22 protein-coding genes are annotated in these 23,362 nt (G+C 44.7%); 8 read left to right on the top strand and 14 right to left on the bottom strand.

The genetic code is table 11. The annotated features are described in order from the left end of the window. The first annotated feature begins 1 nt into the window (after position 1). The 6 genes from pilB (at position 2) to yacG (ending at position 5,604) form a co-directional block, all read left to right on the top strand. The gene (gene pilB, locus R7Q48_RS12935) at positions 2–1,687 is read left to right on the top strand and encodes a type IV-A pilus assembly ATPase PilB (protein ID WP_256903008.1); all 1,686 of its coding nucleotides are present in this window, start codon (positions 2–4) and stop codon (positions 1,685–1,687) included. A 23-nt stretch (positions 1,688–1,710) separates the two neighbouring features. Continuing rightward, complete coding sequence (locus R7Q48_RS12930; RefSeq protein WP_172563498.1) at positions 1,711–2,934, top strand: type II secretion system F family protein; 1,224 nt, start codon at positions 1,711–1,713, stop codon at positions 2,932–2,934. A gap of 64 nt (positions 2,935–2,998) precedes the next feature. Further along, the gene (locus R7Q48_RS12925; RefSeq protein WP_172563497.1) at positions 2,999–3,868 is read left to right on the top strand and encodes a prepilin peptidase; all 870 of its coding nucleotides are present in this window, start codon (positions 2,999–3,001) and stop codon (positions 3,866–3,868) included. After that, positions 3,869–4,483 (top strand): dephospho-CoA kinase, encoded by a 615-nt coding sequence (coaE, locus tag R7Q48_RS12920; protein WP_213871673.1) that lies wholly within the window; start codon positions 3,869–3,871, stop codon positions 4,481–4,483. Between the two features lie 27 nt (positions 4,484–4,510). Then, positions 4,511–5,251, top strand: a complete 741-nt coding sequence (zapD, locus tag R7Q48_RS12915; protein ID WP_005373086.1) for a cell division protein ZapD — start codon at positions 4,511–4,513, stop codon at positions 5,249–5,251. 158 nt (positions 5,252–5,409) lie between these two features. Continuing rightward, a complete protein-coding gene (yacG, locus tag R7Q48_RS12910; protein ID WP_017635922.1) occupies positions 5,410–5,604 on the top strand; it encodes a DNA gyrase inhibitor YacG in 195 nt (64 codons plus the stop codon). Positions 5,605–6,087: 483 nt separating this feature from the next. On the opposite strand, the gene rplS is transcribed toward yacG, so the two are convergent. The 5 genes from rplS to ffh form a co-directional block, all read right to left on the bottom strand. After that, a complete protein-coding gene (gene rplS, locus R7Q48_RS12905; protein ID WP_005379971.1) occupies positions 6,088–6,441 on the bottom strand; it encodes a 50S ribosomal protein L19 in 354 nt (117 codons plus the stop codon). A 41-nt stretch (positions 6,442–6,482) separates the two neighbouring features. Then, positions 6,483–7,244, bottom strand: coding sequence for a tRNA (guanosine(37)-N1)-methyltransferase TrmD (gene trmD, locus R7Q48_RS12900; protein ID WP_005385420.1), 762 nt, complete (start codon positions 7,242–7,244; stop codon positions 6,483–6,485). Positions 7,245–7,271: 27 nt separating this feature from the next. After that, a complete protein-coding gene (gene rimM / locus R7Q48_RS12895; protein WP_005379964.1) occupies positions 7,272–7,820 on the bottom strand; it encodes a ribosome maturation factor RimM in 549 nt (182 codons plus the stop codon). A 29-nt stretch (positions 7,821–7,849) separates the two neighbouring features. Continuing rightward, a complete protein-coding gene (gene rpsP / locus R7Q48_RS12890; RefSeq protein WP_005379962.1) occupies positions 7,850–8,098 on the bottom strand; it encodes a 30S ribosomal protein S16 in 249 nt (82 codons plus the stop codon). 209 nt (positions 8,099–8,307) lie between these two features. Beyond that, a complete protein-coding gene (ffh, locus tag R7Q48_RS12885) occupies positions 8,308–9,690 on the bottom strand; it encodes a signal recognition particle protein (RefSeq protein ID WP_005385423.1) in 1,383 nt (460 codons plus the stop codon). Between the two features lie 224 nt (positions 9,691–9,914). Between ffh and R7Q48_RS12880 the strand changes: the two genes are divergently transcribed. Both R7Q48_RS12880 and R7Q48_RS12875 read left to right on the top strand, forming a co-directional pair. Next, on the top strand, positions 9,915–10,709 hold the full coding sequence (locus tag R7Q48_RS12880; RefSeq protein ID WP_005379950.1) for an inner membrane protein YpjD: 795 nt from the start codon (positions 9,915–9,917) through the stop codon (positions 10,707–10,709). Positions 10,710–10,833: 124 nt separating this feature from the next. Further along, on the top strand, positions 10,834–12,114 hold the full coding sequence (locus R7Q48_RS12875; protein WP_005379948.1) for an HlyC/CorC family transporter: 1,281 nt from the start codon (positions 10,834–10,836) through the stop codon (positions 12,112–12,114). A 67-nt stretch (positions 12,115–12,181) separates the two neighbouring features. On the opposite strand, the gene luxS is transcribed toward R7Q48_RS12875, so the two are convergent. The 9 genes from luxS to R7Q48_RS12830 form a co-directional block, all read right to left on the bottom strand. Beyond that, positions 12,182–12,700 carry an S-ribosylhomocysteine lyase gene (gene luxS / locus R7Q48_RS12870; protein ID WP_017820391.1) on the bottom strand — a complete coding sequence of 173 codons (519 nt, stop codon included), beginning with the start codon at positions 12,698–12,700 and terminating at the stop codon, positions 12,182–12,184. Positions 12,701–12,784: 84 nt separating this feature from the next. Continuing rightward, positions 12,785–13,390, bottom strand: coding sequence for a hypothetical protein (locus tag R7Q48_RS12865; protein WP_005379943.1), 606 nt, complete (start codon positions 13,388–13,390; stop codon positions 12,785–12,787). Between the two features lie 23 nt (positions 13,391–13,413). After that, entirely contained in the window at positions 13,414–14,982 is a 1,569-nt protein-coding gene (gshA, locus tag R7Q48_RS12860) for a glutamate--cysteine ligase (RefSeq protein WP_005385430.1), read from the bottom strand. Positions 14,983–15,138: 156 nt separating this feature from the next. Further along, the gene (locus R7Q48_RS12855) at positions 15,139–17,982 is read right to left on the bottom strand and encodes a M16 family metallopeptidase (protein ID WP_256903006.1); all 2,844 of its coding nucleotides are present in this window, start codon (positions 17,980–17,982) and stop codon (positions 15,139–15,141) included. A gap of 9 nt (positions 17,983–17,991) precedes the next feature. Next, positions 17,992–18,453, bottom strand: a complete 462-nt coding sequence (locus R7Q48_RS12850; protein ID WP_256903005.1) for a YqaA family protein — start codon at positions 18,451–18,453, stop codon at positions 17,992–17,994. After that, the gene (locus R7Q48_RS12845) at positions 18,447–19,397 is read right to left on the bottom strand and encodes an NADP-dependent oxidoreductase (RefSeq protein ID WP_005385434.1); all 951 of its coding nucleotides are present in this window, start codon (positions 19,395–19,397) and stop codon (positions 18,447–18,449) included. Before R7Q48_RS12845 ends, R7Q48_RS12850 begins: the two co-directional genes overlap by 7 nt. 123 nt (positions 19,398–19,520) lie before the next feature. Continuing rightward, positions 19,521–20,651, bottom strand: a complete 1,131-nt coding sequence (locus tag R7Q48_RS12840) for a sodium ion-translocating decarboxylase subunit beta (protein ID WP_005379935.1) — start codon at positions 20,649–20,651, stop codon at positions 19,521–19,523. Positions 20,652–20,660: 9 nt separating this feature from the next. After that, positions 20,661–22,445, bottom strand: a complete 1,785-nt coding sequence (gene oadA / locus R7Q48_RS12835; RefSeq protein ID WP_053349862.1) for a sodium-extruding oxaloacetate decarboxylase subunit alpha — start codon at positions 22,443–22,445, stop codon at positions 20,661–20,663. 31 nt (positions 22,446–22,476) lie between these two features. Next, positions 22,477–22,734, bottom strand: coding sequence for an oxaloacetate decarboxylase subunit gamma (locus tag R7Q48_RS12830; protein WP_005379932.1), 258 nt, complete (start codon positions 22,732–22,734; stop codon positions 22,477–22,479). Between the last annotated feature and the right edge of the window lie 628 nt (positions 22,735–23,362).

The raw sequence follows: 23,362 nt of genomic DNA, 5'->3' as shown, positions 1-23,362 counted from the left end.
AATGTTAACAAACCTCTCAACCATTCTTCGTCAAAAAGGAGTACTGACCTTTTCCCAAGAAGAATCGTTAATAGAGCAAGTCAAAGCTTCTGGCATTTCGATGCCAGAGGCTTTACTCAGTTCTGGATTATTTACATCAAGCGAACTCGCTGAGCACTTAAGTTCTCTCTTTGGTTTAAATCAGCCCGAGTTATCTCAGTACGAGTATGCTTCGCTTTGTCAGCAACTTGGCCTTAGGGAATTAATCACGCGGCATAACGCACTCCCACTCCAGCGTACGTCTTCAACGTTATTATTAGCGGTTGCCGACCCCACCAACCAACAAGCAGAAGATGATTTTCGCTTTGCCACTGGTTTACAGGTTGAATTGGTCTTGGGGGATTTTAGTCAACTCAGCGCGGCAATTCGACGCTTGTATGGTCGTTCATTGAGTCATGAGAAGTCCGGGTTAAAAGAGATCAACCAAGAAGAGTTGGCCAACCTAGTTGACGTGGGCGCAGATGAAATCGACAACATTGAAGACTTGAGCCAAGATGAGTCTCCTGTTAGCCGTTACATCAACCAAATTCTATTGGACGCTGTGCGCAAAGGCGCATCCGATATCCACTTTGAGCCTTATGAAAAGATGTACCGCGTGCGCCTGCGCTGTGATGGCATCTTAATTGAAACACAGCAGCCACCAAGCCACTTGAGTCGCCGCTTATCCGCTCGTATCAAAATCCTCTCTAAGCTTGATATTGCAGAGCGACGTTTACCACAAGATGGGCGTATTAAGCTCAAGTTGAATCAAGACACCGCAATTGATATGCGTGTATCCACGCTGCCTACTCTATTTGGAGAGAAAATTGTACTACGACTGCTCGACAGCAGCTCTGCGTCATTGGATATCGACAAGCTTGGTTATAGCGAACAACAAAAACAATTGTACTTGGATGCGCTGCGTCGCCCACAAGGCATGATTCTGATGACAGGCCCAACCGGGAGCGGAAAAACCGTATCTCTGTACACTGGGCTGAGTATACTCAATAAGCCAGAAATCAACATTTCCACAGCAGAAGATCCGGTAGAAATTAACTTATCGGGCATTAACCAAGTACAAGTACAGCCCAAGATCGGCTTTGGCTTCGCAGAGGCATTACGCTCTTTTCTTCGTCAAGACCCCGATGTGGTAATGGTCGGTGAGATTCGTGACTTAGACACTGCGGAAATAGCCATAAAAGCATCGCAAACCGGTCACTTAGTACTTTCAACCTTGCATACCAATTCTGCGGCTGAAACGGTGATTCGTTTATCAAACATGGGCGTAGAAAGCTTTAACTTGGCCTCATCTCTTAGTTTGATTATTGCCCAGCGCTTGGCCCGAAAACTGTGCTCGCACTGCAAACAGTCGCAAGAGCTTACCGTTCAGCTACAACATCTCGGAATTCAAACAAGCGACAACATTTTTAAAGCCAATCCCGATGGATGCAATGAGTGTACCCATGGTTATTCCGGCCGAACGGGGATTTATGAAGTGATGCGCTTTGATGAATTTCTTTCCGAAGCGCTTATTAAAGGCGCCTCGGTACATGAACTAGAAAAACTCGCCATCGCAAATGGTATGAGCACGTTACAAATGTCGGGCATAGAAAAACTCAAACAAGGGATCACAAGTTTTAGTGAACTACAGCGCGTACTTTATTTTTAATCCTTTAATCAGCAGTCACCTCTATGAAAAGCACTACACCACAACTTAAAAACTTCCGCTGGAAAGGCATCAACAGTTCAGGCAAAAAGACATCTGGGCAAACCCTCGCGATGACAGAAATTGAAGTACGCGAGCGTCTAGACGCACAGCACATCAAGATCAAGAAGTTAAAGAAAAGCAGTATTTCGTTTCTCACTAAACTCAGCCATCGCGTGAAAGCCAGAGACATCACGGTGTTTACCCGTCAGATTTCGACGATGTTGATAACCGGTGTACCCTTAGTTCAGGCTTTAAAATTGGTATCAGAAAATCACAAAAAAGCAGAGATGAAATCCATTTTGATGAGCGTGACACGCGCCGTTGAAGCGGGGACGCCCATGTCAAAAGCCATGCGCACTGCAAGTGAACACTTTGACCCACTCTATACCGATCTTATCGCCACAGGTGAGCAATCCGGTAACTTAGCGGAAGTGTTCGAGCGCTTAGCCACCTACCGAGAAAAAAATGAACAACTCCGTGCGAAAGTGATCAAAGCACTGATCTACCCAGCGATGGTAGTACTAGTCGCGTTAGGCGTGTCGTTTATCATGCTCACCAAAGTCATTCCCGAGTTTGAAAAAATGTTTGTTGGTTTTGGTGCTGACTTACCTTGGTTTACCAGGCAAGTATTAGATCTTTCCGCCTGGACACAAAACTGGAGTCCGTTTATCGCACTAGGCTCCATTAGTTTATTCATCTCGGCGAGAATCCTCTCTAAGCGTTCAGATTCTTTTCGCTTAACGCTCAATCGATCTGTGCTTAAATTTCCTGTCCTTGGGCCTGTATTATCAAAAGCAGCGATCGCCAAATTTAGTCGAACACTCGCCACAAGCTTTACAGCGGGCATTCCAATTCTAACCAGTTTAAAAACTACATCAAAAACATCAGGAAACTTGCACTATCAACTCGCCATAGAAGAAGTTTACCGTGATACCGCCGCAGGTATGCCAATGTATGTAGCTATGCGCAACTGTAATGTGTTCCCTGAATTGGTGTTACAAATGGTTATGATCGGTGAAGAGTCTGGTCGACTTGACGATATGCTCAATAAAGTTGCAACAATCTACGAGTTTGAAGTCGACAACACCGTCGACAACCTTAGTAAAATTCTAGAGCCACTAATTATCGTTTTTTTAGGTATCGTTGTTGGCGGATTAGTGACAGCGATGTACTTGCCAATCTTTAACTTAATGAGTGTATTGGGCTAGAATGAGCTGTTAACTCCTTTAAAACAGCATCTTGCTGATTTCACTCATCGCTCAAGAGACAAATATGGAAGTATTCCAGTACTACCCTTGGCTATTCGTTGTGTTTGCCACCATCTTCGGTCTGATCGTGGGTAGCTTCCTCAATGTGGTTATTTATCGACTACCTAAAATCATGGAACTAGAATGGCGACGCGAATGTGCCGAGTCATTTCCTGAATACAAAATAGAACCTCCTAAAGAAGTGCTGACCTTGAGCGTCCCACGCTCCTCCTGTCAGAAGTGCGCAACGCCGATACGTATTCGAGACAACATCCCTGTGATTAGCTGGCTGCTTTTAAAAGGCAAATGCCACAACTGTCAGACAGCCATTAGCGCACGCTATCCACTGATTGAACTGCTCACTGCGTTCTGCTCAGGCTTTGTCGCTTACCACTTTGGTTTTAGTTACTTTACCGTTGCCCTACTCTTTTTCACTTTTATCTTAATCGCCGCAACATTTATCGATCTCGATACTATGTTGTTACCTGACCAATTAACATTACCATTAACTTGGGCTGGCATTGTCTTAGCATTAGTCGAAATAAGTCCTGTTACTCTACAAGATTCTGTCATTGGTGCTATTGCTGGTTACCTATGTCTCTGGTCCGTTTACTGGGGCTTTAAGCTACTTACTGGTAAAGAAGGAATGGGGTATGGTGATTTTAAACTACTGGCGGCACTAGGAGCTTGGCTAGGTTGGCAGTCACTGCCGATGATCATTCTACTTTCTTCTGTGGTTGGCATCGTATTTGGCATCATTCAACTACGCTTGCAAAAGCAGGGAATTGAAAAAGCTTTCCCTTTCGGTCCTTACTTAGCAATTGCTGGTTGGATAAGCTTAATTTGGGGCGACCAGATTTTAAACTGGTACTTTACTTCAGTTCTAGGAGTGTAAATGGCTTTGGTTATTGGTTTAACAGGTGGTATCGCTAGTGGAAAAACAACCGTCGCGAATCTGTTCAAACAACAATTTAAAATCGATATCGTCGATGCCGACATTGTAGCAAGAGAAGTTGTCGAGCCAGGTACTCCCGGCCTAAACGCGATTATTGAACACTTTGGTCACGATATCGTTCGTGAAGACCAAACTTTAGATCGCGCAAAGCTGAGAGAAAAAATCTTTTCGAATTCAGATGAAAAAGCATGGCTCAACGCACTGTTGCACCCGATAATTCGTGAAAAGATGATCGAAGATTTGCAGCAAGTCACTTCAGAGTATGCGTTACTTGTGGTGCCGTTGCTCGTAGAAAACAGGCTAGATAGTTTGTGTGATCGCGTTCTTGTCGTCGATGTAGAACCGAATACACAGATATCTCGCACGATGAAACGAGACAATGTGAGTGAAGATCAAGTTCGCGCCATCCTTGCCTCTCAAGCATCAAGAGAGCAAAGGCTCGCGCTTGCAGACGATGTGGTTAAGAATAATCCAAGTGACCCTGATCTTTTGCTTCAAATCACAGATTTGCACGAAAAGTACCTAGCCATGTGTAAGAAAAATCTGCGAAAATAGGAACGAAACTCACAAAGGCTTATGTCGATGACCACGCACAAATTTGAACATCCGTTAAATGAGAAAACTCGTATTTATCTAAGAGTGGAGTCTCTGCTGCGTCAGGCTCACTTGGCCTCTGGGTTTAGCGAAAATCATCAGTATCAACTGTTTTTCCGTGCGTTATTCGATATGGTTGAAATCTTCGAACAGATCCAGCTGAAAAGTGAACTGGCCAAAGATTTAGAGAAACAACGACTGTCGTACCGCCATTGGCTAAATGTTGATGGCGTCGATCAAGACGCATTAAACACCCTACTACAAGAGATAGATGTCGTTCATAGCCAACTGATGGGTGCAGAGCGTTTTGGTCAAGCACTAAAAGAAGATCGCTTCTTAAGCTCTATCCGCCAACGCTTTAATCTACCGGGTGGTTCATGCTGTTTTGACCTGCCAGCATTACACTACTGGCTTCATCTACCTATTGAACGTAAAAAGCGTGATGCACAACAGTGGCAAGCAAGCTTAAAGCCCTTATCTGATGCGCTTTCGTTATGGTTAAAGCTCACTAGAGAAACCGGACATTTCAAAGCTCAAATCGGTCGTGCAGGTTTCTTCCAAAGTGACGCTGATGAAGCCAACATTCTAAGACTTCACATCCCAATGGAATATGGCGTTTATCCTATGATTTCAGGCCATAAAAACCGCTTTGCGATCAAGTTCATGTCGTTTGAAAACGGTCAAGCGTGCACACAAGATATTGAATTTGAACTTGCTGTGTGCAGCTAAGACGACACTACGCCTCGCCTCCATAATCTAAAATTCAACGCTTTATTGCGCTTATATTTGATAAAATTTCGTAGCAGCAATAGCGCGTTGAATAAGCCATCTTTAATTCGTTTAGGTATACTACCCTTTAACACCAATTAGTAATGGGACGCTCAACTATGTCTAAAGTTACCATCGTTCAATGCCCACAATGTGGCGCCGACGTAGAATGGGGAGAACAAAGTCCTCATCGCCCTTTCTGCAGTAAACAATGCCAAATGATTGACTTTGGTGAATGGGCAGATGAAGAAAACACCATCCCAGGCGCACCCGATATGTCCGATAGTGATGGCTGGTCTGAAGACCAGTATTAAATTGAGACCTAGGGTAAAGGAATACCCTAGGTTCCTTCTTGGGGAATCTGAATCACGCTCCTTCGTCGCTGTCCAGAATGACGAATTTTAACCTCGGTGCTATATAATCTTTGACCATCATTTTCCGTCATTCCGAGGAGCCATAGCGACATCAGGAATCTACTCACAGTAAGGATGAAGCTAACAACTTAAACACTTGCATGCTCGACTAGTAGATTCTGAATCACGCTCCTTCGTCGCTGTCCAGAATGACGAATTTTAACCACGGTACTCTATAATCTTTGACCATCATTTCCTGTCATTCCGAGGAGCCATAGCGGCATCAGGAATCTATTCACAACAAGACAGAGGCGTGGAGTGTACGTCAGTGCATGAGCATCGACAGTGCAGGTCGGGTGAAAAGAAACGAGCAAGCTAATTACACAAATAAAAAAACGGAGCCCTAAAAGGACTCCGTTTAAGATGAGAACGCTAGTTATAGCATTACTTCTTAGCAAGTTTCTCTTTGATACGAGCAGACTTACCAGAACGCTCACGTAGGTAGTACAACTTGGCACGACGTACTGCACCACGGCGTTTAACTTCGATGCTATCAACGATTGGAGAGTGTGTTTGGAACGTACGCTCAACACCTTCACCGTTAGAGATCTTACGTACAGTGAAAGCAGAGTGTAGACCACGGTTACGGATTGCGATTACAACGCCTTCGAAAGCCTGTAGACGCTCACGGTCACCTTCTTTTACCTTAACTTGAACTACAACAGTGTCACCTGGTGCAAATTTAGGTAGGTCTGATTTCATTTGCTCTTCTTCAAGAGCTTTGATGATGTTACTCATTTTTTAAATTCCTAGAATAAACTGATACTAAATAAATTAGGTTACTTTGCGTTATGTTCTTTAATGGCTTTATGCTCATTAACAAACTCAGCAAGTAATTGTTCCTGTTCGTCAGTCAGAGCTAGGTTTTCCAGGAGCTCTGGTCTTCTTAGCCAAGTACGGCCCAACGACTGCTTGAGTCGCCATTGACGAATGTCCTTGTGATTGCCTGACATCAGTACCGCTGGTACCTCTTTGTCATCCAATACTTCTGGACGCGTATAGTGAGGGCAATCTAACAAGCCATTCGCAAAAGAGTCTTCTTCTGCTGACGCGAAATCCCCTAGTACACCCGGAACAAACCGAGAGACAGAGTCGATTAACGTCATGGCTGGTATCTCACCACCCGTCATCACAAAATCACCAATCGACCATTCTTCGTCGACTTCAGATTGAATGATGCGCTCATCTACCCCTTCATAACGACCACAAATCAGAAGCAAGTTCTCATTCGTTGCCAGTTCTTCCACTCCTTTCTGGTCGAGCTTGCGACCTTGAGGAGAAAGGTAGATGACTTTCGTCTTGCCCGGTGAGGCTGCTTTCGCGGTATGAATGGCATCGCGCAAAGGCTGAACCATCATTAACATACCAGGGCCACCACCGTAAGGTCGGTCATCGACTGTGCGATGTTTGTCGTGAGTGAAATCTCTAGGATTCCAAGTCTCAATCGACAAAAGACCTTTTTTAACCGCTTGACCTGTTACTCCAAAATCAGTAACAGAACGGAACATTTCTGGAAAAAGGCTAATAACGCCAACCCACATGTTTATCTCGCTCTGTAATTTTGGAGATTAGAATCCAGGATCCCAGTCAACTTCGATCCGTTGAGCTTCGCGATCAACATTAATGATCACTTGCTCTTCAAGGAACGGGATTAATCGTTCCTTCTGCCCGAAAGCATCTTTAAGATTTGCTTTAACAACCAGAACATCGTTTGAGCCAGTTTCTAGCATGTCAGTAACGACACCTAGATCGTAACCTTTAGTAGTTACAACTTGCATCCCAAACAATTCGCGCCAGTAGAACTCATCTTCTGACAATTCAGGAAGTACCGCAGGGTCAATAGCAATTTCAAAGTTCGTCATTAGATGTGCGTCTTCACGAACATCCATGCCTTCCAACTTAGCCACCATACCTTTGTTATGGCGCTTCCAGCTTTCTACTTTGTACTCAACCCACTTGCCCTTTTGGTTAATGTACCAAGGGCTGTAATCGAAAATGCTTTCAGCATTGTCTGTGTAGGAAAAAACCTTAAGCCAACCACGAATGCCGTAAGTAGCACCAAACTTGCCTACAACAATCTTTTCGTTGCTCATTGTTTCTTTACCTTTCATCGACATAAACTAGTTTCTACTTTTCAAGTAAAAAATTAAGCCGCTTTTTGAGCGTCTTTAACTAGCTTAGCAACACGGTCAGATACTGACGCGCCTTGACCAACCCAGTGGTTAACGCGGTCTAGGTCTAGACGTAGACCTTCTTCTTGACCTTTAGCAGTTGGGTTGAAGAAACCAACTTTCTCGATGAAACGGCCAGTTGCAGCGTTGCGGCTGTCCGCTACTACGATTTGATAAAATGGACGCTTTTTAGCGCCGTGACGTGCCAAACGAATGGTTACCATGTCGTCCTCTTTGCTTTCTCAAAAATAAAATTAACCCCAAAAACCATTCAAGAAATTAAACAGTTTGGGGTCTCGTGCCAAAATAAAGCTCCGGAATTTTACTCTTCTCCCGGAGCAATGCAAGGAGTTTAGTTACTTTTTCACCAACATAAATTGAATTTAAAGTTTGTGACGTACCTAACACCCTGAATCTATGCGTGATCGATTAATTAACGACCAAATGGGTTGAAGCCACCGCCACCACCCATGCCGCCCATCATGCCTTGCATGTTGCGCATCATGCCTTTCATGCCACCTTTTTGCATCTTTTTCATCATTTTCTGCATTTGGGTGAACTGTTTTAGTAAGCGGTTTACATCTTGAACCTGCACACCAGAACCAGCCGCGATACGCTTCTTGCGCGAGCCCTTGATAATTTCTGGGCGTTGACGTTCTTTCATTGTCATGGAGCTGATGATCGCTTCCATCTGTTTGAACATCTTGTCATCGACTTTATCTTTCACATTGTCTGGTAGCTGGGACATTCCTGGAAGCTTATCCATCATCCCCATCATGCCGCCCATGTTTTGCATCTGGCCTAGCTGTTCACGGAAATCTTCAAGGTCGAAACCTTTCTTCTCTTTGAACTTCTTCGCTAACTTTTCTGCCTTTTCTTGGTCAACGTTGCGTTGTAGGTCTTCAATCAAAGACAGAACGTCACCCATGCCAAGAATACGTGAAGCAACACGATCTGGGTGGAACGGTTCTAGCGCGTCAGTTTTTTCACCGACACCCAAGAATTTGATTGGTTTGCCCGTGACATGGCGTACTGAAAGTGCCGCACCACCACGAGCATCACCATCAACCTTAGTTAGAACTACACCGGTAAGAGGTAGCGCATCGCCAAAGGCTTTTGCTGTATTTGCTGCGTCTTGACCCGTCATGGCGTCAACAACAAATAGCGTTTCTACTGGGTTGATAGCTGCGTGAAGATCTTTGATCTCCCCCATCATCTCTTCATCAATTGCCAAACGACCTGCGGTATCGACAATAAGTACGTCGTAGAATTTTTTCTTCGCATGGTCAATCGCTGCATTGGCGATATCAATAGGCTTTTGGTCTGGTGATGATGGGAAGAAGTCAACACCGATGTCTGATGCCAGTGTTTCAAGCTGCTTGATTGCCGCAGGACGGTAAACGTCGGCAGACACAACCAAAACTTTCTTCTTGTCACGTTCTTTTAGAAGCTTAGATAACTTACCTACCGATGTGGTTTTACCCGCACCTTGTAGACCTGCCATAAGAAGCACAGCAGGTGGTTGAGCGGCAAGGTTTAGCGCCTCATTCGACTCACCCATTACGGCTTCAAGTTCTGTTTGAACGATCTTGATAAATTCCTGACCTGGAGTCAGAGATTTAGAAACTTCTACGCCCACCGCTTTTTCTTTAACGCGGTTCACAAATTCACGAACGACCGGAAGCGCAACGTCAGCTTCAAGTAGAGCCATTCGGACTTCACGTAGGGTTTCTTTAATGTTGTCTTCGGTCAGACGACCTTTGCCACTGATATTTTTCAGCGTTTTGGATAATCGATCCGTTAAATTCTCAAACATCTTTGTCTCTTCGCTAAAATGGCGATTAATTAGTGTGAGTATACATTAGCCAAGGTCTGAGTCATACCCGTACCGCTGTCCTATTCTTGTCTCTATTTATATATGGTGCGGTAACTTATTAATTTCAATATCTCATCTCTCACGATTGATGTCGGATATAACGTAGCCCCAAAGTGTAATGCAAGGTATAATTTCTCCATCGTGCACAATAATATTTAGGATTCATGGATAGCTTAATAGCCATCGCGGCCGCCATACTTTATGTCTTGGCGATTGCGACCATCATACCCGGACTCTCACAACAGTCAGGAATCAAAGCAAAAACAGTGTTTGCTAGTGCTGCCTGTGCGCTTGTTTTTCATGCGTGGATTTTGAGTGATCTGATTTTTGATGGTTCAGGTCAAAACCTGAGTATTCTCAACGTGGCTTCTTTGATCAGTTTTATTATTTCTCTGGTCATGAGCCTTGCTATGTTGAAAAACCGACTGTGGTTTTTATTGCCTGTCGTTTATAGCTTTGCTGCCATCAATTTATCTGCTGCCACATTTTTGCCAAGCACGTTTATAAAGCACCTAGAGAATGACCCTAAGCTACTCATTCATATTTCATTTGCGCTCTTCTCATACGCGACTTTAACTATCGGGGCACTCTATGCGCTTCAGTTGGCTTGGCTGGATCACAAACTGAAAGCAAAAAAATCTTTGGCGATTAACCCAAACCTGCCGCCTCTATTAATGGTGGAGCGTCAACTCTTCAAAATTATTTTGATCGGTAACTTATTGTTAACTGCCACGCTCATTACTGGCTTTGTCTTTGTGCAGGATATGTTTGCCCAAGGTAAGGCACATAAGGGCATTCTTTCTTTCATCGCTTGGGTGGTGTACTCAATACTACTTTGGGGTCACTATCAAAAAGGCTGGCGTGGTAGAAAAGTCACATGGTTCGCTGTTGCAGGAGCAACACTGTTGACTCTGGCATATTTTGGCAGTCGCTTTGTAAAAGAAATCATCTTGAATTAAGGAGCTCTAGGGCTCCTATCCTTTATATTTTAGGCTAGATAAAATACAGTACGCCTTAACTCTTTGACTTAACGGACTTACTCAACCGTTATATAACCCAATACTTACAAGGAACAGCAACGTTTTGGACGACATCTCTACGGGTATCTTGTTTGCGCTACTCGCGTGTCTTATCGTCATATCAGGTTACTTTTCCGGTTCAGAAACAGGGATGATGTCTCTGAATCGTTATCGCTTAAAACACTTAGCCAAAAACGGGCATAAGGGTGCTAAGCGAGTCGAAAGACTATTAGACCGTCCAGATCGTTTGATTGGTCTTATTCTTATCGGCAACAACCTCGTTAATATTCTCGCGTCTGCTATCGCGACCATTATTGGTATGCGTTTGTATGGTGATTTAGGTGTCGCTATCGCAACCGGTGCACTAACTATGGTTGTATTGGTTTTTGCCGAGGTTACCCCTAAAACAATTGCAGCGCTTTACCCTGAACGTGTGTCCTACGCGAGCAGTATATTATTGACCATACTGATGAAGTTACTGTCGCCTTTAGTGATGCTTGTTAACTTTATTACGAATGGCTTTATCCGCTTACTTGGTGTAAGAGCGGATCACTCAGCAGAAGATCATCTTAGCTCCGATGAGCTGCGTACGGTGGTAAATGAAGCTGGCGGTTTGATCCCTCGCCGACACCAAGACATGCTAGTGTCTATTTTAGATCTTGAGCACGTCACCGTGAACGACATTATGGTCCCACGCAATGAAATTACCGGTATTGATATTAACGACGACTGGAAATCCATTGTTCGCCAGCTAACCCACTCACCACATGGACGCATAGTTTTCTATCGTGACCAAATTGATGAAGTGGTTGGCATGCTGCGCTTGCGTGAAGCTTATCGTCTGATGTTGGAAAAGAACGAATTCAACAAAGAAACGCTATTACGTGCTGCTGATGAGGTCTATTACATCCCAGAAGGCACACCACTGAACGTGCAAATGTTAAAATTCCAACGTAACAAGCAACGTATCGGTCTGATCGTGGATGAGTACGGTGATATCATCGGTCTAATCACTCTTGAAGATATTCTGGAAGAGATCATTGGTGAGTTCACGACGTCCATTTCTCCAAGCCTCTCTGATGAAATCAGTCCTCAAGGTGACGGAAGCTTTCTTATTGAAGGCAGCACCAATATCCGAGATATCAACAAAGGCCTGAAATGGGATTTACCAACGGATGGCCCGAGAACGCTAAACGGGCTCATTTTAGAACACTTGGAAGATATTCCTGAGAGCCATCTAAGTGTGAGAGTAGCGGGTCACCCAATGGAACTTGTTGAGATTGAAGAGAACCGAATCAAGCTCGTTCGTGTTTATCCGAAGAAGAAAAAATCGACATCCAAATAACCAAAAGAAAAGCCTGACTCATGTCAGGCTTTTTACTTATTGGGGCAATATGCTTCTTAATGAGCACCTAGTCGATGCGCAACTCTTTTAACATCGACTCAGGCAAAGCAAGTTCATCATTTTTGTTCACCGAAACACCAGCATCCAAAATGTTCTTTGCGATCTGTTGTGCTTCTTTTAAAGAGTGCATTGCTGCCGTGCCGCATTGGTATTCGTTAAGTTCAGGGATCTTATTCTGACTTTCTACCTTCAGCACATCTTCCATTGCTGCAATCCACGCATCTGCGACTTGCTGCTCTGATGGTGTGCCAATCAGGCTCATGTAAAAACCTGTGCGGCAACCCATAGGCGAAATATCGATGATCTCAACAGAATCACCGTTTAGGTGATTACGCATAAAGCCTGCATAAAGGTGCTCTAGGGTGTGAATACCTTTTTCAGAAAGAATGTCTTTGTTTGGCGCAGTAAAGCGTAAGTCGAAAACAGTAATCGTATCCCCTTTTGGGGTCTGCATGGTTTTCGCCACTCGTACAGCGGGTGCATTCATACGAGTGTGGTCCACGGTAAAACTATCGAGTAAAGGCATTACATCTCTCCTGATTGTAACTCCAGTACCTTTCGGTAATGGATAAATGTCATTCATCCCTACAGCACATGAACAGACTGTGGGCTAAAAGAACCAGCTGCTGTTGTCTTCTAATTCCTGACGACATTGCTTCAGCTGCCAGCCATAAGTTTTCGCTGTTTGTTCAACACGTCGAGCGACTTTGATTAAACTAGGCTTTCGATTATAAGTACCTCGCTTATACCCACCTCGCCCTTCATGATAAGCCAGATACTGGTTATAGGGATCCCATAATGAAATCCCTAGCTGACGCCGTGTTTCATGAGTGTACCAACCGACAAACATCATAGAATCATCGAAGTTGGTACGAGAGCCACCCTGACCTGTCGCATCTTGGAAGTCTTCCCAAGCAGGGTCTTGAGCTTGAGCGTAACCATACGCACTGCTGACTCGTCCCCAAGGAATAAACCCTAGCAAATAATCTTTAGGTGGTTTTGCATCGTGCCGAAAGCTGCTTTCTTGTTTAATGATGGCCATAGCGACATGAATAGGGGTCCCCCATTCATCTTCCATATCTTTGGCATCATCGTACCAACCGGATTTCTCTCGGAATATCTCGCATAAGTTATTCTGCTGCTTTGGCGGTGCCGTAGCACAACCTGCAAGTAACACGCTTCCAAGTACCGCTACTACTGACGACTTAATGTTCAACCGCACCAATCCTTAGTTAGTCATTACTGCTTCAGGTAAGCAAAGTAATCTTCCAAAAAATCATCAAAAGAAAGCGTGTCACTCTGCTCTGCTTGCTTTTGTTTTTCCACGGACGACGCTACTTCCGTTTCCATCGTATCTTGTGAATAGTACTGATAACCGTGAGCTAGGTTTTCATCACGGTACTTCATACCAAGAGTACAACCAACTTTACCTAGCCCACCCAGCTCTTTCGTTAGCTCTAATAGTTGACCAGAGATCGTTAGTTCTGGGTTATCAATCCATGTCTCGAGTTGATTACACACATCTTGGTATGCACTGCCACCAGCGGTCATATCCATTTGCTGTGCTATTTGACGTAACTCGACGAAAACTCGGTGTGCCCAATCTTGTAGAGATAGACGCTCACCTTGGCAACCAATTTGCAGCATTAGACCTTTTTCACGGCCAGAAACAATGACTTTATTCCAGTTATCGCGCCAACACTCTAATTCACAGTTATCCATAGGGTCTGAGTCTGACAAGGCCGCCCAGGTAAGGAAGAGATCCAAGAATCGTACTTGCTCTTCATTTAAGCCCACTGCGCTGAATGGGTTAACATCTAGAGAACGAACTTCAATGTATTCGACACCACCGCGTCGTAACGCATCTGAAGGCTTCTCACCACTTTTCGATACACGTTTTGGACGAATCGGAGCGTACAGTTCATTCTCAATTTGTAAGATATTGGAATTAAGCTGGCGGTATTCACCATCCACTTTTACCCCAATTTTCGCAAACTCTTCTGATGGGTGGCGAATCGCATCACTCAAACCATCGAGGTATTGGTCAATGCTGTTAAAACCAATTTTCAGCACACTTTGAGCACTATTGGTATAGCCAAGATCGCTCAAACGCAAAGACGTCGACTTCGGCAAATATAATGTCCCGCCAATCTTCTCGAATGGCAGATCGGTTTCACGACCTTGAATAAAAGAGCCACATAACGCTGGTGATGCACCAAAGAAGTAGGGAATCATCCAGCCAAAGCGGTAGTAATTACGGATCAACGCAAAGTACGCATCAGACTTAGCATCTTGGCGGGCTTGTTCATCTTGCTCGCCATAGAGCGCATCCCAAAATGTTTCAGGAAACGAGAAGTTAAAATGGACACCTGAAATAATTTGCATCAGGCTGCCATAGCGACGCTTTAGGCCTTCTCGGTACAGCGTTTTCATTTTCGCTGCATTCGAAGAGCCATACTGGGCTAACTGAATATCATCCTCTGAGCCTACGTAGCAAGGCATTGATAGTGGCCACATTTTCTCTTCACCCATTTTGGTTTGAGTGAAATGATGGATATCTTTCAGCTGTGCCATCAGTTCTGGAATTTCATGTGACACAGGCGTAATGAACTCTAACAATGATTCCGAAAAATCCGTTGTGATCCATTGATTTGTGAACGCAGAGCCTAACCCTTCAGGATGAGGAGTTGTAGCTAGATGTCCATCCTGACGATAGCGCAAAGTTTCTCGCTCAACACCGCGTCCAAACTGCTTAAATACTTCGGGGTTTGATGCAACTTTTTTTAGTCGCGCAGCAAAATCAGTCAAAATGAGGTTCGCTTATATTGGGAGCAGGACACTTGTTACATAACACAAGTGTAAGCTAAGTTATTGATAGTTAATGCATCTAGATAAATAACCCACGAAAAGTTGCTTATCTAGATGAATAGCGGAGAAACGTTTCTCCGCTATTAAATGTGTACTCTATCGAATGATTTCAAGCTCTTCTACGTCTTTCCCCAACTTTTCTAATTGAGGACGCAACGATTTAGCATCACCAACGACGATAATTTGATAGTCATTTGGATCAAACCATTTCTGAGCCAGCGCATTCAACGTCTGCTTATCAACTTTTTCTACGATAGCGTTTCTTTGCTGCAAGTAATCATGATCGAGGTTGTACTTAAGAATATCACTGATGAGCTCCGCTTTTTGTGTTGGCGTTTCATATTTCAGTGCATCTTTTTGACCGACCGCTTGACGCATAAATTTCATCTCTTCATCAGTAATACCTGACTGCGAGTATTCATTTAGCTCATTTTCCATCTCAATGATCGAAGCAACCGTTGCATCCGCTCGTACTTGCGCGGTGAAAACCACCGAGCCTGTTTCTGGATTACCAGAGAAATAGCCGTAAGCACCGTATGTGTAACCCTTGTCTTCACGTAGATTTTGGTTGATGCGGCTATTGAAGTTCCCAGCTAAGTTGAAGTTTGCCAGTTGGCTTAGGTAAAAATCGCCCGTTGCGTCGTAAGGCATACCTTGACGAACCATCATGACCACACTTTGCGGCGCTCCTGGTTTATCAACAAGATGGATCTTTTGCTCACCTAATGCAGCAATGCTTTGCGGTGCATACAATGGCGCAGCTTCATCTTGCCAGTTTTTCCAGAACGTCAGTTGCTGCTCAATTTCCTGTTTATTGATGTCACCAACAACGACGATTTGCGCACTTTGTGGCGTGTAATGCTTCGAGTAGAATTCACGGACATCATCCAACGTTAATGCACTGACACCTGCTTGCGTGCCGTCTTTTGGTCGAGCAAAAGCCGAATCCCCATAGAGCACCTGGCGACTCGCTTGTGACGCCATCCAACTTGGATTTTGGTGCTCATATACCAGGCCTTCTAGCGCTTGCATTTTTACACGCTCGAAATCATCTTGATTAAATGCAGGAGACAGCAACATCTCTTCGACAATTTTTAACGTCGGCTCTAAGTTCTTTTCTAGAGCAGAAACACTGATGTTTGTTGTATAACCTGTGGCATTAACAGAGATAACACTACCCAGTTTATCAAGCTCAGCTTGAATCTCTTCGACACTGCGTTTCGTTGTGCCTTCTTGCAACATCGCAGCGGTCAATTGGGCAAGACCTTCTTTACCCTTTTCAACAAAACGTGTCCCGGCAGGTAGACTAAATTGCATCATCACCGTCGGCGTTTCATCGCTAACTGCACCAAGCAGCTCTGAGCCATTCTTGAAATGTAACTCGTACAGCTCTGGCATCGTCGCTTTCACTGGTTCTCCTACTGGCGGTTGCACTGAGCGATCGAAGTTATCGGTCGCACGACGATACGCCAATTGGTCATCGGAAATCTTCTCATATTCTGGCAACGTACGCTTTGGTGTCACAAAGGTCGCAGGTTTTACGACAAGGTCTGTTTTTCCTTTTGGGACCACGCTTAGGGTCACTTTGTTCTTACCTTGGATAAAGTCCGTATACGCTTTTTCTACCGAAGTCGGCGTAACTGCACGGATTTGTTCAAGCTGTTGCTCAAGACGATCAGGATCGCCGAAAAATGTTTCGTTGGAAGCCAACTGAGTCACTTTACCTTTAACGCTTTCTAGCGCAAAAATAGCATCCGCTTCCGCTTTACCCTTCAACTGCTCAAGGCGATCTTTTGTCACGCCTTTTTCCGCAAACTGATTAAGTGATTGTAAAAGCTCGTCGTACAGTTTTGATAGGTCGCCTTTGTCTCCAGAATCACCCATTGCGTAAACGTAAAAGTTACACGCCAGTTCAGCACAGTCATGGAATGAACCAGCATCGACCGCTTTTTGAGTCTTCACTAGGTCTTGGTAGAGCACGCTGTTGGTACCGCCACCCAATACTTCTGATAACGTGTCGAGAGACGCTTGGCTTTCTTCGCCGTTGTAGGTTGTTGGCCACGCGATCATCACCATAGGTTGTTGAATACGATCTTCTAGCGTGATGTATTTGTCTTCTTGCAGTTTTGCAGGTTGTTTCGGCGCATTTTCAACCTCAGGACCACGAGGAATCGAACCGAAGTACTTATTTACCCACTCTAGAGTTTGTTCAACGTCTAAGTCACCACCGATCGTGATAGTCGCATTGTTTGGGCCATACCAACGCAAGAAAAACGCTTTGAGGTCGTTCACATCAACACGATCAAGATCTTCAACATAACCAATGGTTTGCCACGAATACGGATGACCTTCAGGATATAGCGCTTCGGACATGCGCTCCCAAATTAAGCCATAAGGACGATTATCGTAACGCTGAGCTCGCTCATTTTTTACAGTCGAACGCTGAATTTCAAATTTGCGTTGAGAAACCGCATCCAACAAAAAGCCCATACGGTCAGACTCTAACCACAGCATTTTCTCGAGCTGGTTAGCAGGGACAGTTTCAAAGTAGTTAGTACGATCGCGGTTTGTTGTACCATTTAACGTGCCGCCAGCCTCTGTGATGATTCTGAAGTGCTCTTGGTCACCAACGTTCTCTGAGCCTTGGAACATCATGTGCTCAAAGAAATGCGCAAAACCAGACTTACCCACTTCTTCACGAGCTGAACCAACATGGTAAGTCACATCCACATGGACCAATGGGTCAGAATCTTCAGGAGCTAAGATCACCGTTAAACCATTATCGAGTTTATACTTTTGGTATGGAATCTTAACTTTGCCTTCTTCAGCTTTCGATGACTCAACGAAAGTTACCCCTTTCGGCAGTGATGAAACTGGCGTATTTGATGCACAGCCCGTGATCACCAACAGTGAACACGCGCCAACCCAAAACATCTTCATGTACTTTCCTTAAAATAATCCGAGATAGATGGCCGCAAGTAAGCTATACCTAGCAGCCTTTCCTAAAAATATTAAAATCACGCAAGGCAGAAACTTCATTCTTAGCCACCCTGCGGCTAAACACAGCGGGTCTCCAATTACAGGTAACCAGCTAAAAAATAATCCCCAATAGCCATACTTAGAGAGCCACTTTAATGCGGTATGACCGTGCTTTTCCTCTTGTGCTTTGTTGGGAATCCACAAGCCAAGCCAATAATTTGTTAAGCCACCAAGCGTATTACCGATAGTAGCGACCATAACAATTGAAGAAACGGAGTATTGATTTAATGAGAGAGTGGCAACTAAGCCCGCCTCAGAACCACCAGGCAACAACGTGGCACTGAGAAAACCGGTCATGAAAAGCACCCATAATGCTGAATCTGAAAACCAAAGCGCTAAACTTTCAAAACTCGTGTTAAATACTTCTAGCATGTCATATCAAGCAACACCTTGCCTCTGGTTCTTCCTGATTCGACCTGCTGGTGAGCACCAATGACATCACTCATAGGATAAACCTGTTGAATTTCAGTCTTCAGTAAGCCAACGCCGACCATATACAACAAGGTATCTAACTGCGCAGGGTCTGGTTCAACCAACATGCCACTAGCCTCAAAGCCTAGGAGTTTGGCTTTTTCACAAATCAGCTCAGCTGTGATGGTTGGAACGGTGATGACTCTCGCATTGTCTTTCAGGCATTTAAGCGCATCTAACGCAGCATCTCCGCCTACTAAATCAATCAAAACATCAACATCTTCAACACGTTCTGACACTGGTGCAAATTGATAGTTCACTGCATGAGCACCGAGCGTCGCAAGGTAATCTAAATTTCGTTCACTGCAGGTTGTAAAGACTTCCGCTTTCGTCGCGATCGCAATTTGTACCGCGAGGTGTCCAACACCACCGGCTCCAGCGAGGATAAGTACGCGATCGTTTTCCGTCACATTAGCCTTACTGAGAGCTTGTGCCGCAGTTTGTCCCGCCAACGGTAATGCAGCAGCCGCCTCTAAAGTGACAGAGCTAGGAACATGACTTAACTCAGTTTCTGGAACACAGATGTATTGGCTGTAACCACCGCCTCGAACTGGGAAACCAATAAATCCAGCCACCTCATCACCTTCATTAAAACGTGACGCCCCCTCTCCACAAGACATCACTTTTCCTGAGATGTCGTAACCTGGCACCCAAGGTAAATTGTCCTTATTCTGCGCTGCCGCCCAACCGAGCCCAGCTCGAGTTTTGACATCAATAGGATTTACGCCTGAAAAAGCGACTTTTACTAAGACTTCACCAGGCTGTGGTGATGGTGTAGAAGCATGTTGAATCGCGAGTACGTTGGCATCACCAAACTCAGTGATAACGATCTGTTTGTGTTCCATAAACCATTCCCTGCAAGAAAACAAAAAGGGATGCGAAAGCATCCCTTTGACTATAAACCATTTTGTTAACCTAAGTTAATCGTGATTTTGTAAATTGGTTGATCATTCCATTTTCAATAATGTCTAACCAACAAGTGCTAACAATATACCAGCCGCAACGGCTGAACCCAGCACACCAGCAACGTTTGGTCCCATCGCATGCATTAACAAAAAGTTTTGCGGGTTAGCTTGTAAACCAACTTTGTTTACGACTCGCGCGGCCATTGGTACCGCAGAAACGCCAGCCGCACCAATAAGTGGGTTGATGTCTTCTTTCGAGAACTTGTTAAGCAGTTTCGCCATCAGAACGCCCGCACCAGTACCGATACTAAATGCAACTGCACCTAACCCCAAGATACCTAACGTTTCTAGGTTCAAGAACTGCTCAGCTTGCAGCTTAGAACCAACACCAAGACCTAAAAAGATAGTCACTATGTTGATCAATTCATTTTGAGCAGTTTTCGATAAACGATCGACCACACCAGCTTCACGCATCAAGTTACCCAAACAGAACATACCAACCAATGGCGTAGCTGAAGGTAAGAACAGAATCGTCATCAGTAATACGGCAAGCGGGAAGATGACTTTCTCCCATTTACCAACATGACGAAGCTGAGCCATCTTAATTTGACGTTCTTCCTTGGTTGTCAGTGCTTTCATGATTGGTGGCTGGATGATCGGCACCAATGCCATATAGCTGTATGCCGCGACTGCAATCGCACCTAGCAGATCTGGAGAGAGCTTACTCGCTAAGAAAATCGCTGTCGGCCCATCAGCACCACCGATGATCGCGATAGACGAAGCATCTGCCATGGAGAACTCCATGCCAGGTACATAGTTGAGCAAAATAGCGCCAAACAGTGTTGCAAAAATACCAAACTGCGCAGCCGCACCTAACCACAACGTTTTTGGGTTTGCGATCAAAGCACCAAAGTCGGTCATCGCGCCCACACCCATGAAGATCAATAGCGGGAACACACCCGATTCAATCCCAATGTAGTAAACGTAGTAGAGCAAGCCACCAGGCTCAGTAAAGCCAGCATTTGGAATATTCGCCAAAATAGCACCGAAACCAATCGGCAATAACAGTAAAGGTTCAAATCCTTTTTTAATTGCCAAAAACAGCAAAGTACAACCAACCAGCATCATACAGATTTGGCCGAACTCGAAGTTAGCGATCCCTGTTTCTGCCCAAAGGGTTAACAATCCGTCCATGATACTCCCTTACGCCAGGCTCAACAGAGGCGCACCTACTGTGACAGCATCGCCTTCTTTAACGTTCAGCTCTTGAACCACACCACCACGCGCCGCTCGTACTTCAGTTTCCATTTTCATCGCTTCAAGGATGAGCAATACATCGCCTTCAGCTACCTCAGCACCAGGCTGAACATTCACTTTGAAGATGTTACCTGCAAGAGGAGCAGGTACCGCTTCTGCTGAAGCATTAGAAGGTGCGCTAGGTGTAGCCGATTTTGCCGGTGCATTAGAAGGAGCAACAGATGTCAGTTCACCTTGAGGGCCAACTTCCACCTCATACACCTGCCCGTCAACACGTACACTATAAGTTTCTACACCACCAGTTGCCGGTTGAGCTACAGGTACAGCAGGCTTCGCAGCTTCTAGCGTTGGTGCAGGCTCAAATGCTTCTGGGTTTTCACGATTCTTAAGGAACTTAAGCCCAACTTGAGGGAAAAGTGCATAAGTGAGTACGTCATCAACACGCTCACTTGCTAGCTTAATGCCTTCTGATTTCGCTTTCTCCATCAGATCAACCGTAAGCGTCTCCATTTCAGGCTCAAGTAAATCGGCAGGACGACAGGTAATTGGCTCTTTACCATCAAGCACTTTCGCTTGCAGTTCTGCATTTAACTCGGCTGGCGCTTGACCGTACTCACCTTTCAATAGGCCAGCGGTTTCCTTGGTAATACTCTTGTAGCGCTCGCCAGTAAGAACGTTAATCACCGCTTGCGTACCGACGATCTGTGAAGTTGGAGTCACCAATGGAATGAAACCAAGATCTTCACGTACACGAGGGATCTCTTCTAATACTTCATCAATGCGATCCGCAGCACCCTGCTCTTTCAACTGGCCTTCCATATTGGTCAGCATACCACCAGGCACTTGAGCAATCAGGATGCGTGAATCGACTCCTTTTAACTGGCCTTCCCACTTCGCATACTTCTTACGTACCTCACGGAAATATGCGGCGATAGGTTCCAGTTGCTCGAGTTTCAAATTGGTATCTCGCTCGGTGCCTTCTAGCATAGCGACTACCGTTTCAGTCGGTGTATGACCGTAAGTACAACTCATTGAAGAAATCGCAGTATCGAGAATATCAATACCGGCTTCTACTGCTTTTACCGCTGTTGCTGTAGACAGCCCCGTTGTTGCATGACAATGAAGTGCCAATGGCACATCACAAGACGCTTTGATACGCGTGATAAGCTCTTCCGCTTCATAAGGCTTAAGTAAGCCAGACATATCTTTAATACACAGCGAATGACAACCTAAATCCTCTAGGCGTTTTGCCAAGTCAACCCAAGTGTCTGCGTTATGCACTGGGCTCGTTGTGTAAGACAACGTACCTTGAGCATGCGCACCAACATCAACCGTTGCTTTCACGGCTTTCTGGAAGTTTCGCACGTCATTCATTGCATCAAAAATACGGAATACATCCATGCCGTTAGCATGCGCGCGTTCAACAAACTTCTCTACTACGTCGTCGGCATAATGGCGGTATCCTAAAAGGTTTTGACCACGCAGTAGCATTTGCATTGGTGTATTAGGCATCGCTTTTTTTAGTTCACGTAAACGCTCCCAAGGGTCTTCCCCTAAGAATCGAATACAAGAATCAAATGTTGCACCACCCCAAGTCTCTAGAGACCAGTAACCAACCTTATCCAACTCAGCTGCGATAGGCAGCATATCCTCAATACGCATACGCGTAGCAAATAGTGATTGATGGGCATCACGAAGGACCACATCAGTAATAGCTAGTGGTTTAGACATGCTCTTAAACTCCTTTTTAATCCTAGTTCGGCTACTTCGCGAATGAGGCGCGATGTTTATGAATCGCAGCCGAGATCGCCGCCACTACTTGTGGACTAACAGCTGAAGAGGTTGATTGAATATTAGTGTTTGTTTTTGGTGCTGCGATCGGCTCTGGTACTTCTTCTGGTACCAATTTCGACATTAACCGAACGAGATAAACAAGAATAGTGAGGAAAATAAATACGACCGCCATCCCCGTTAGCATCAGGGTGGCCGCATCTACTAGCAGGCTTCCTATATTAGTCATGTTGCTTCCTTTCTTTGTCATCCTGACAACGTGCAGGACTTTAATAGTGTCAAATCCCGACCCATGGATTATCTCGATTGGTTAAATTTTGTCAATTTTGTTTAAGGAAGGTTTGTAGTAATCCTGATAAATGATTATTTATTCACTACCCAGATCACAGTTCATGACAAAATAATCACTTCAAATCGCTATCACCTTACGAACAGAGTAAAGGAGGACATAAATAAAAACTGCGATTTAGATTTCAAAATCAAATCGGGACTCACGCAGTAAAAACCAACAAAAACAAAAAGATGAACAAGATTAACAATAAATAAACAAATAACAAACAAAGTGACTACATGAGAGTAATTGAAATGAAAAATGGAAGTCAGTGTATAGGAGGGATAATCAAGATGATTTCACACAATGCGACAGAAACTTGATAGCAAATTGCTTAGATACGCACATATTCGCTTTTAAAAAGAAGGAACATAGGCTCTAGTGATCCTACGCCATATTTCAGATGTCTAGATACAAAAAAGCCTCGCAATTGCGAGGCTTTTTCAATGAGTGGCGCGTCCTGGAGGATTCGAACCTCCGACCGCCTGGTTCGTAGCCAGGTACTCTATCCAGCTGAGCTAAGGAC

It is taken from the genome of Vibrio sp. 378 (assembly GCF_033339435.1).
Note: the sequence above shows the minus strand (reverse complement) of the source record. Positions and strands in the feature narration are given on the sequence as shown.

Bases quoted from the DNA above. Each gene is read 5' to 3' on its own strand.
- R7Q48_RS12830 (WP_005379932.1), bottom strand. From the start codon at position 22,734: ATGACTAATATAGGAAGCCTGCTAGTAGATGCGGCCACCCTGATGCTA.
- R7Q48_RS12880 (WP_005379950.1), top strand. From the start codon at position 9,915: ATGGATAGCTTAATAGCCATCGCGGCCGCCATACTTTATGTCTTGGCG.
- yacG (WP_017635922.1), top strand. From the start codon at position 5,410: ATGTCTAAAGTTACCATCGTTCAATGCCCACAATGTGGCGCCGACGTA.
- R7Q48_RS12925 (WP_172563497.1), top strand. From the start codon at position 2,999: ATGGAAGTATTCCAGTACTACCCTTGGCTATTCGTTGTGTTTGCCACC.
- oadA (WP_053349862.1), bottom strand. From the start codon at position 22,445: ATGTCTAAACCACTAGCTATTACTGATGTGGTCCTTCGTGATGCCCAT.
- rplS (WP_005379971.1), bottom strand. From the start codon at position 6,441: ATGAGTAACATCATCAAAGCTCTTGAAGAAGAGCAAATGAAATCAGAC.
- coaE (WP_213871673.1), top strand. From the start codon at position 3,869: ATGGCTTTGGTTATTGGTTTAACAGGTGGTATCGCTAGTGGAAAAACA.
- R7Q48_RS12845 (WP_005385434.1), bottom strand. From the start codon at position 19,397: ATGGAACACAAACAGATCGTTATCACTGAGTTTGGTGATGCCAACGTA.
- trmD (WP_005385420.1), bottom strand. From the start codon at position 7,244: ATGTGGGTTGGCGTTATTAGCCTTTTTCCAGAAATGTTCCGTTCTGTT.
- R7Q48_RS12930 (WP_172563498.1), top strand. From the start codon at position 1,711: ATGAAAAGCACTACACCACAACTTAAAAACTTCCGCTGGAAAGGCATC.
- rimM (WP_005379964.1), bottom strand. From the start codon at position 7,820: ATGTCGATGAAAGGTAAAGAAACAATGAGCAACGAAAAGATTGTTGTA.
- luxS (WP_017820391.1), bottom strand. From the start codon at position 12,700: ATGCCTTTACTCGATAGTTTTACCGTGGACCACACTCGTATGAATGCA.
- zapD (WP_005373086.1), top strand. From the start codon at position 4,511: ATGACCACGCACAAATTTGAACATCCGTTAAATGAGAAAACTCGTATT.
- R7Q48_RS12850 (WP_256903005.1), bottom strand. From the start codon at position 18,453: ATGCTAGAAGTATTTAACACGAGTTTTGAAAGTTTAGCGCTTTGGTTT.
- R7Q48_RS12840 (WP_005379935.1), bottom strand. From the start codon at position 20,651: ATGGACGGATTGTTAACCCTTTGGGCAGAAACAGGGATCGCTAACTTC.
- pilB (WP_256903008.1), top strand. From the start codon at position 2: ATGTTAACAAACCTCTCAACCATTCTTCGTCAAAAAGGAGTACTGACC.
- ffh (WP_005385423.1), bottom strand. From the start codon at position 9,690: ATGTTTGAGAATTTAACGGATCGATTATCCAAAACGCTGAAAAATATC.
- R7Q48_RS12855 (WP_256903006.1), bottom strand. From the start codon at position 17,982: ATGAAGATGTTTTGGGTTGGCGCGTGTTCACTGTTGGTGATCACGGGC.
- rpsP (WP_005379962.1), bottom strand. From the start codon at position 8,098: ATGGTAACCATTCGTTTGGCACGTCACGGCGCTAAAAAGCGTCCATTT.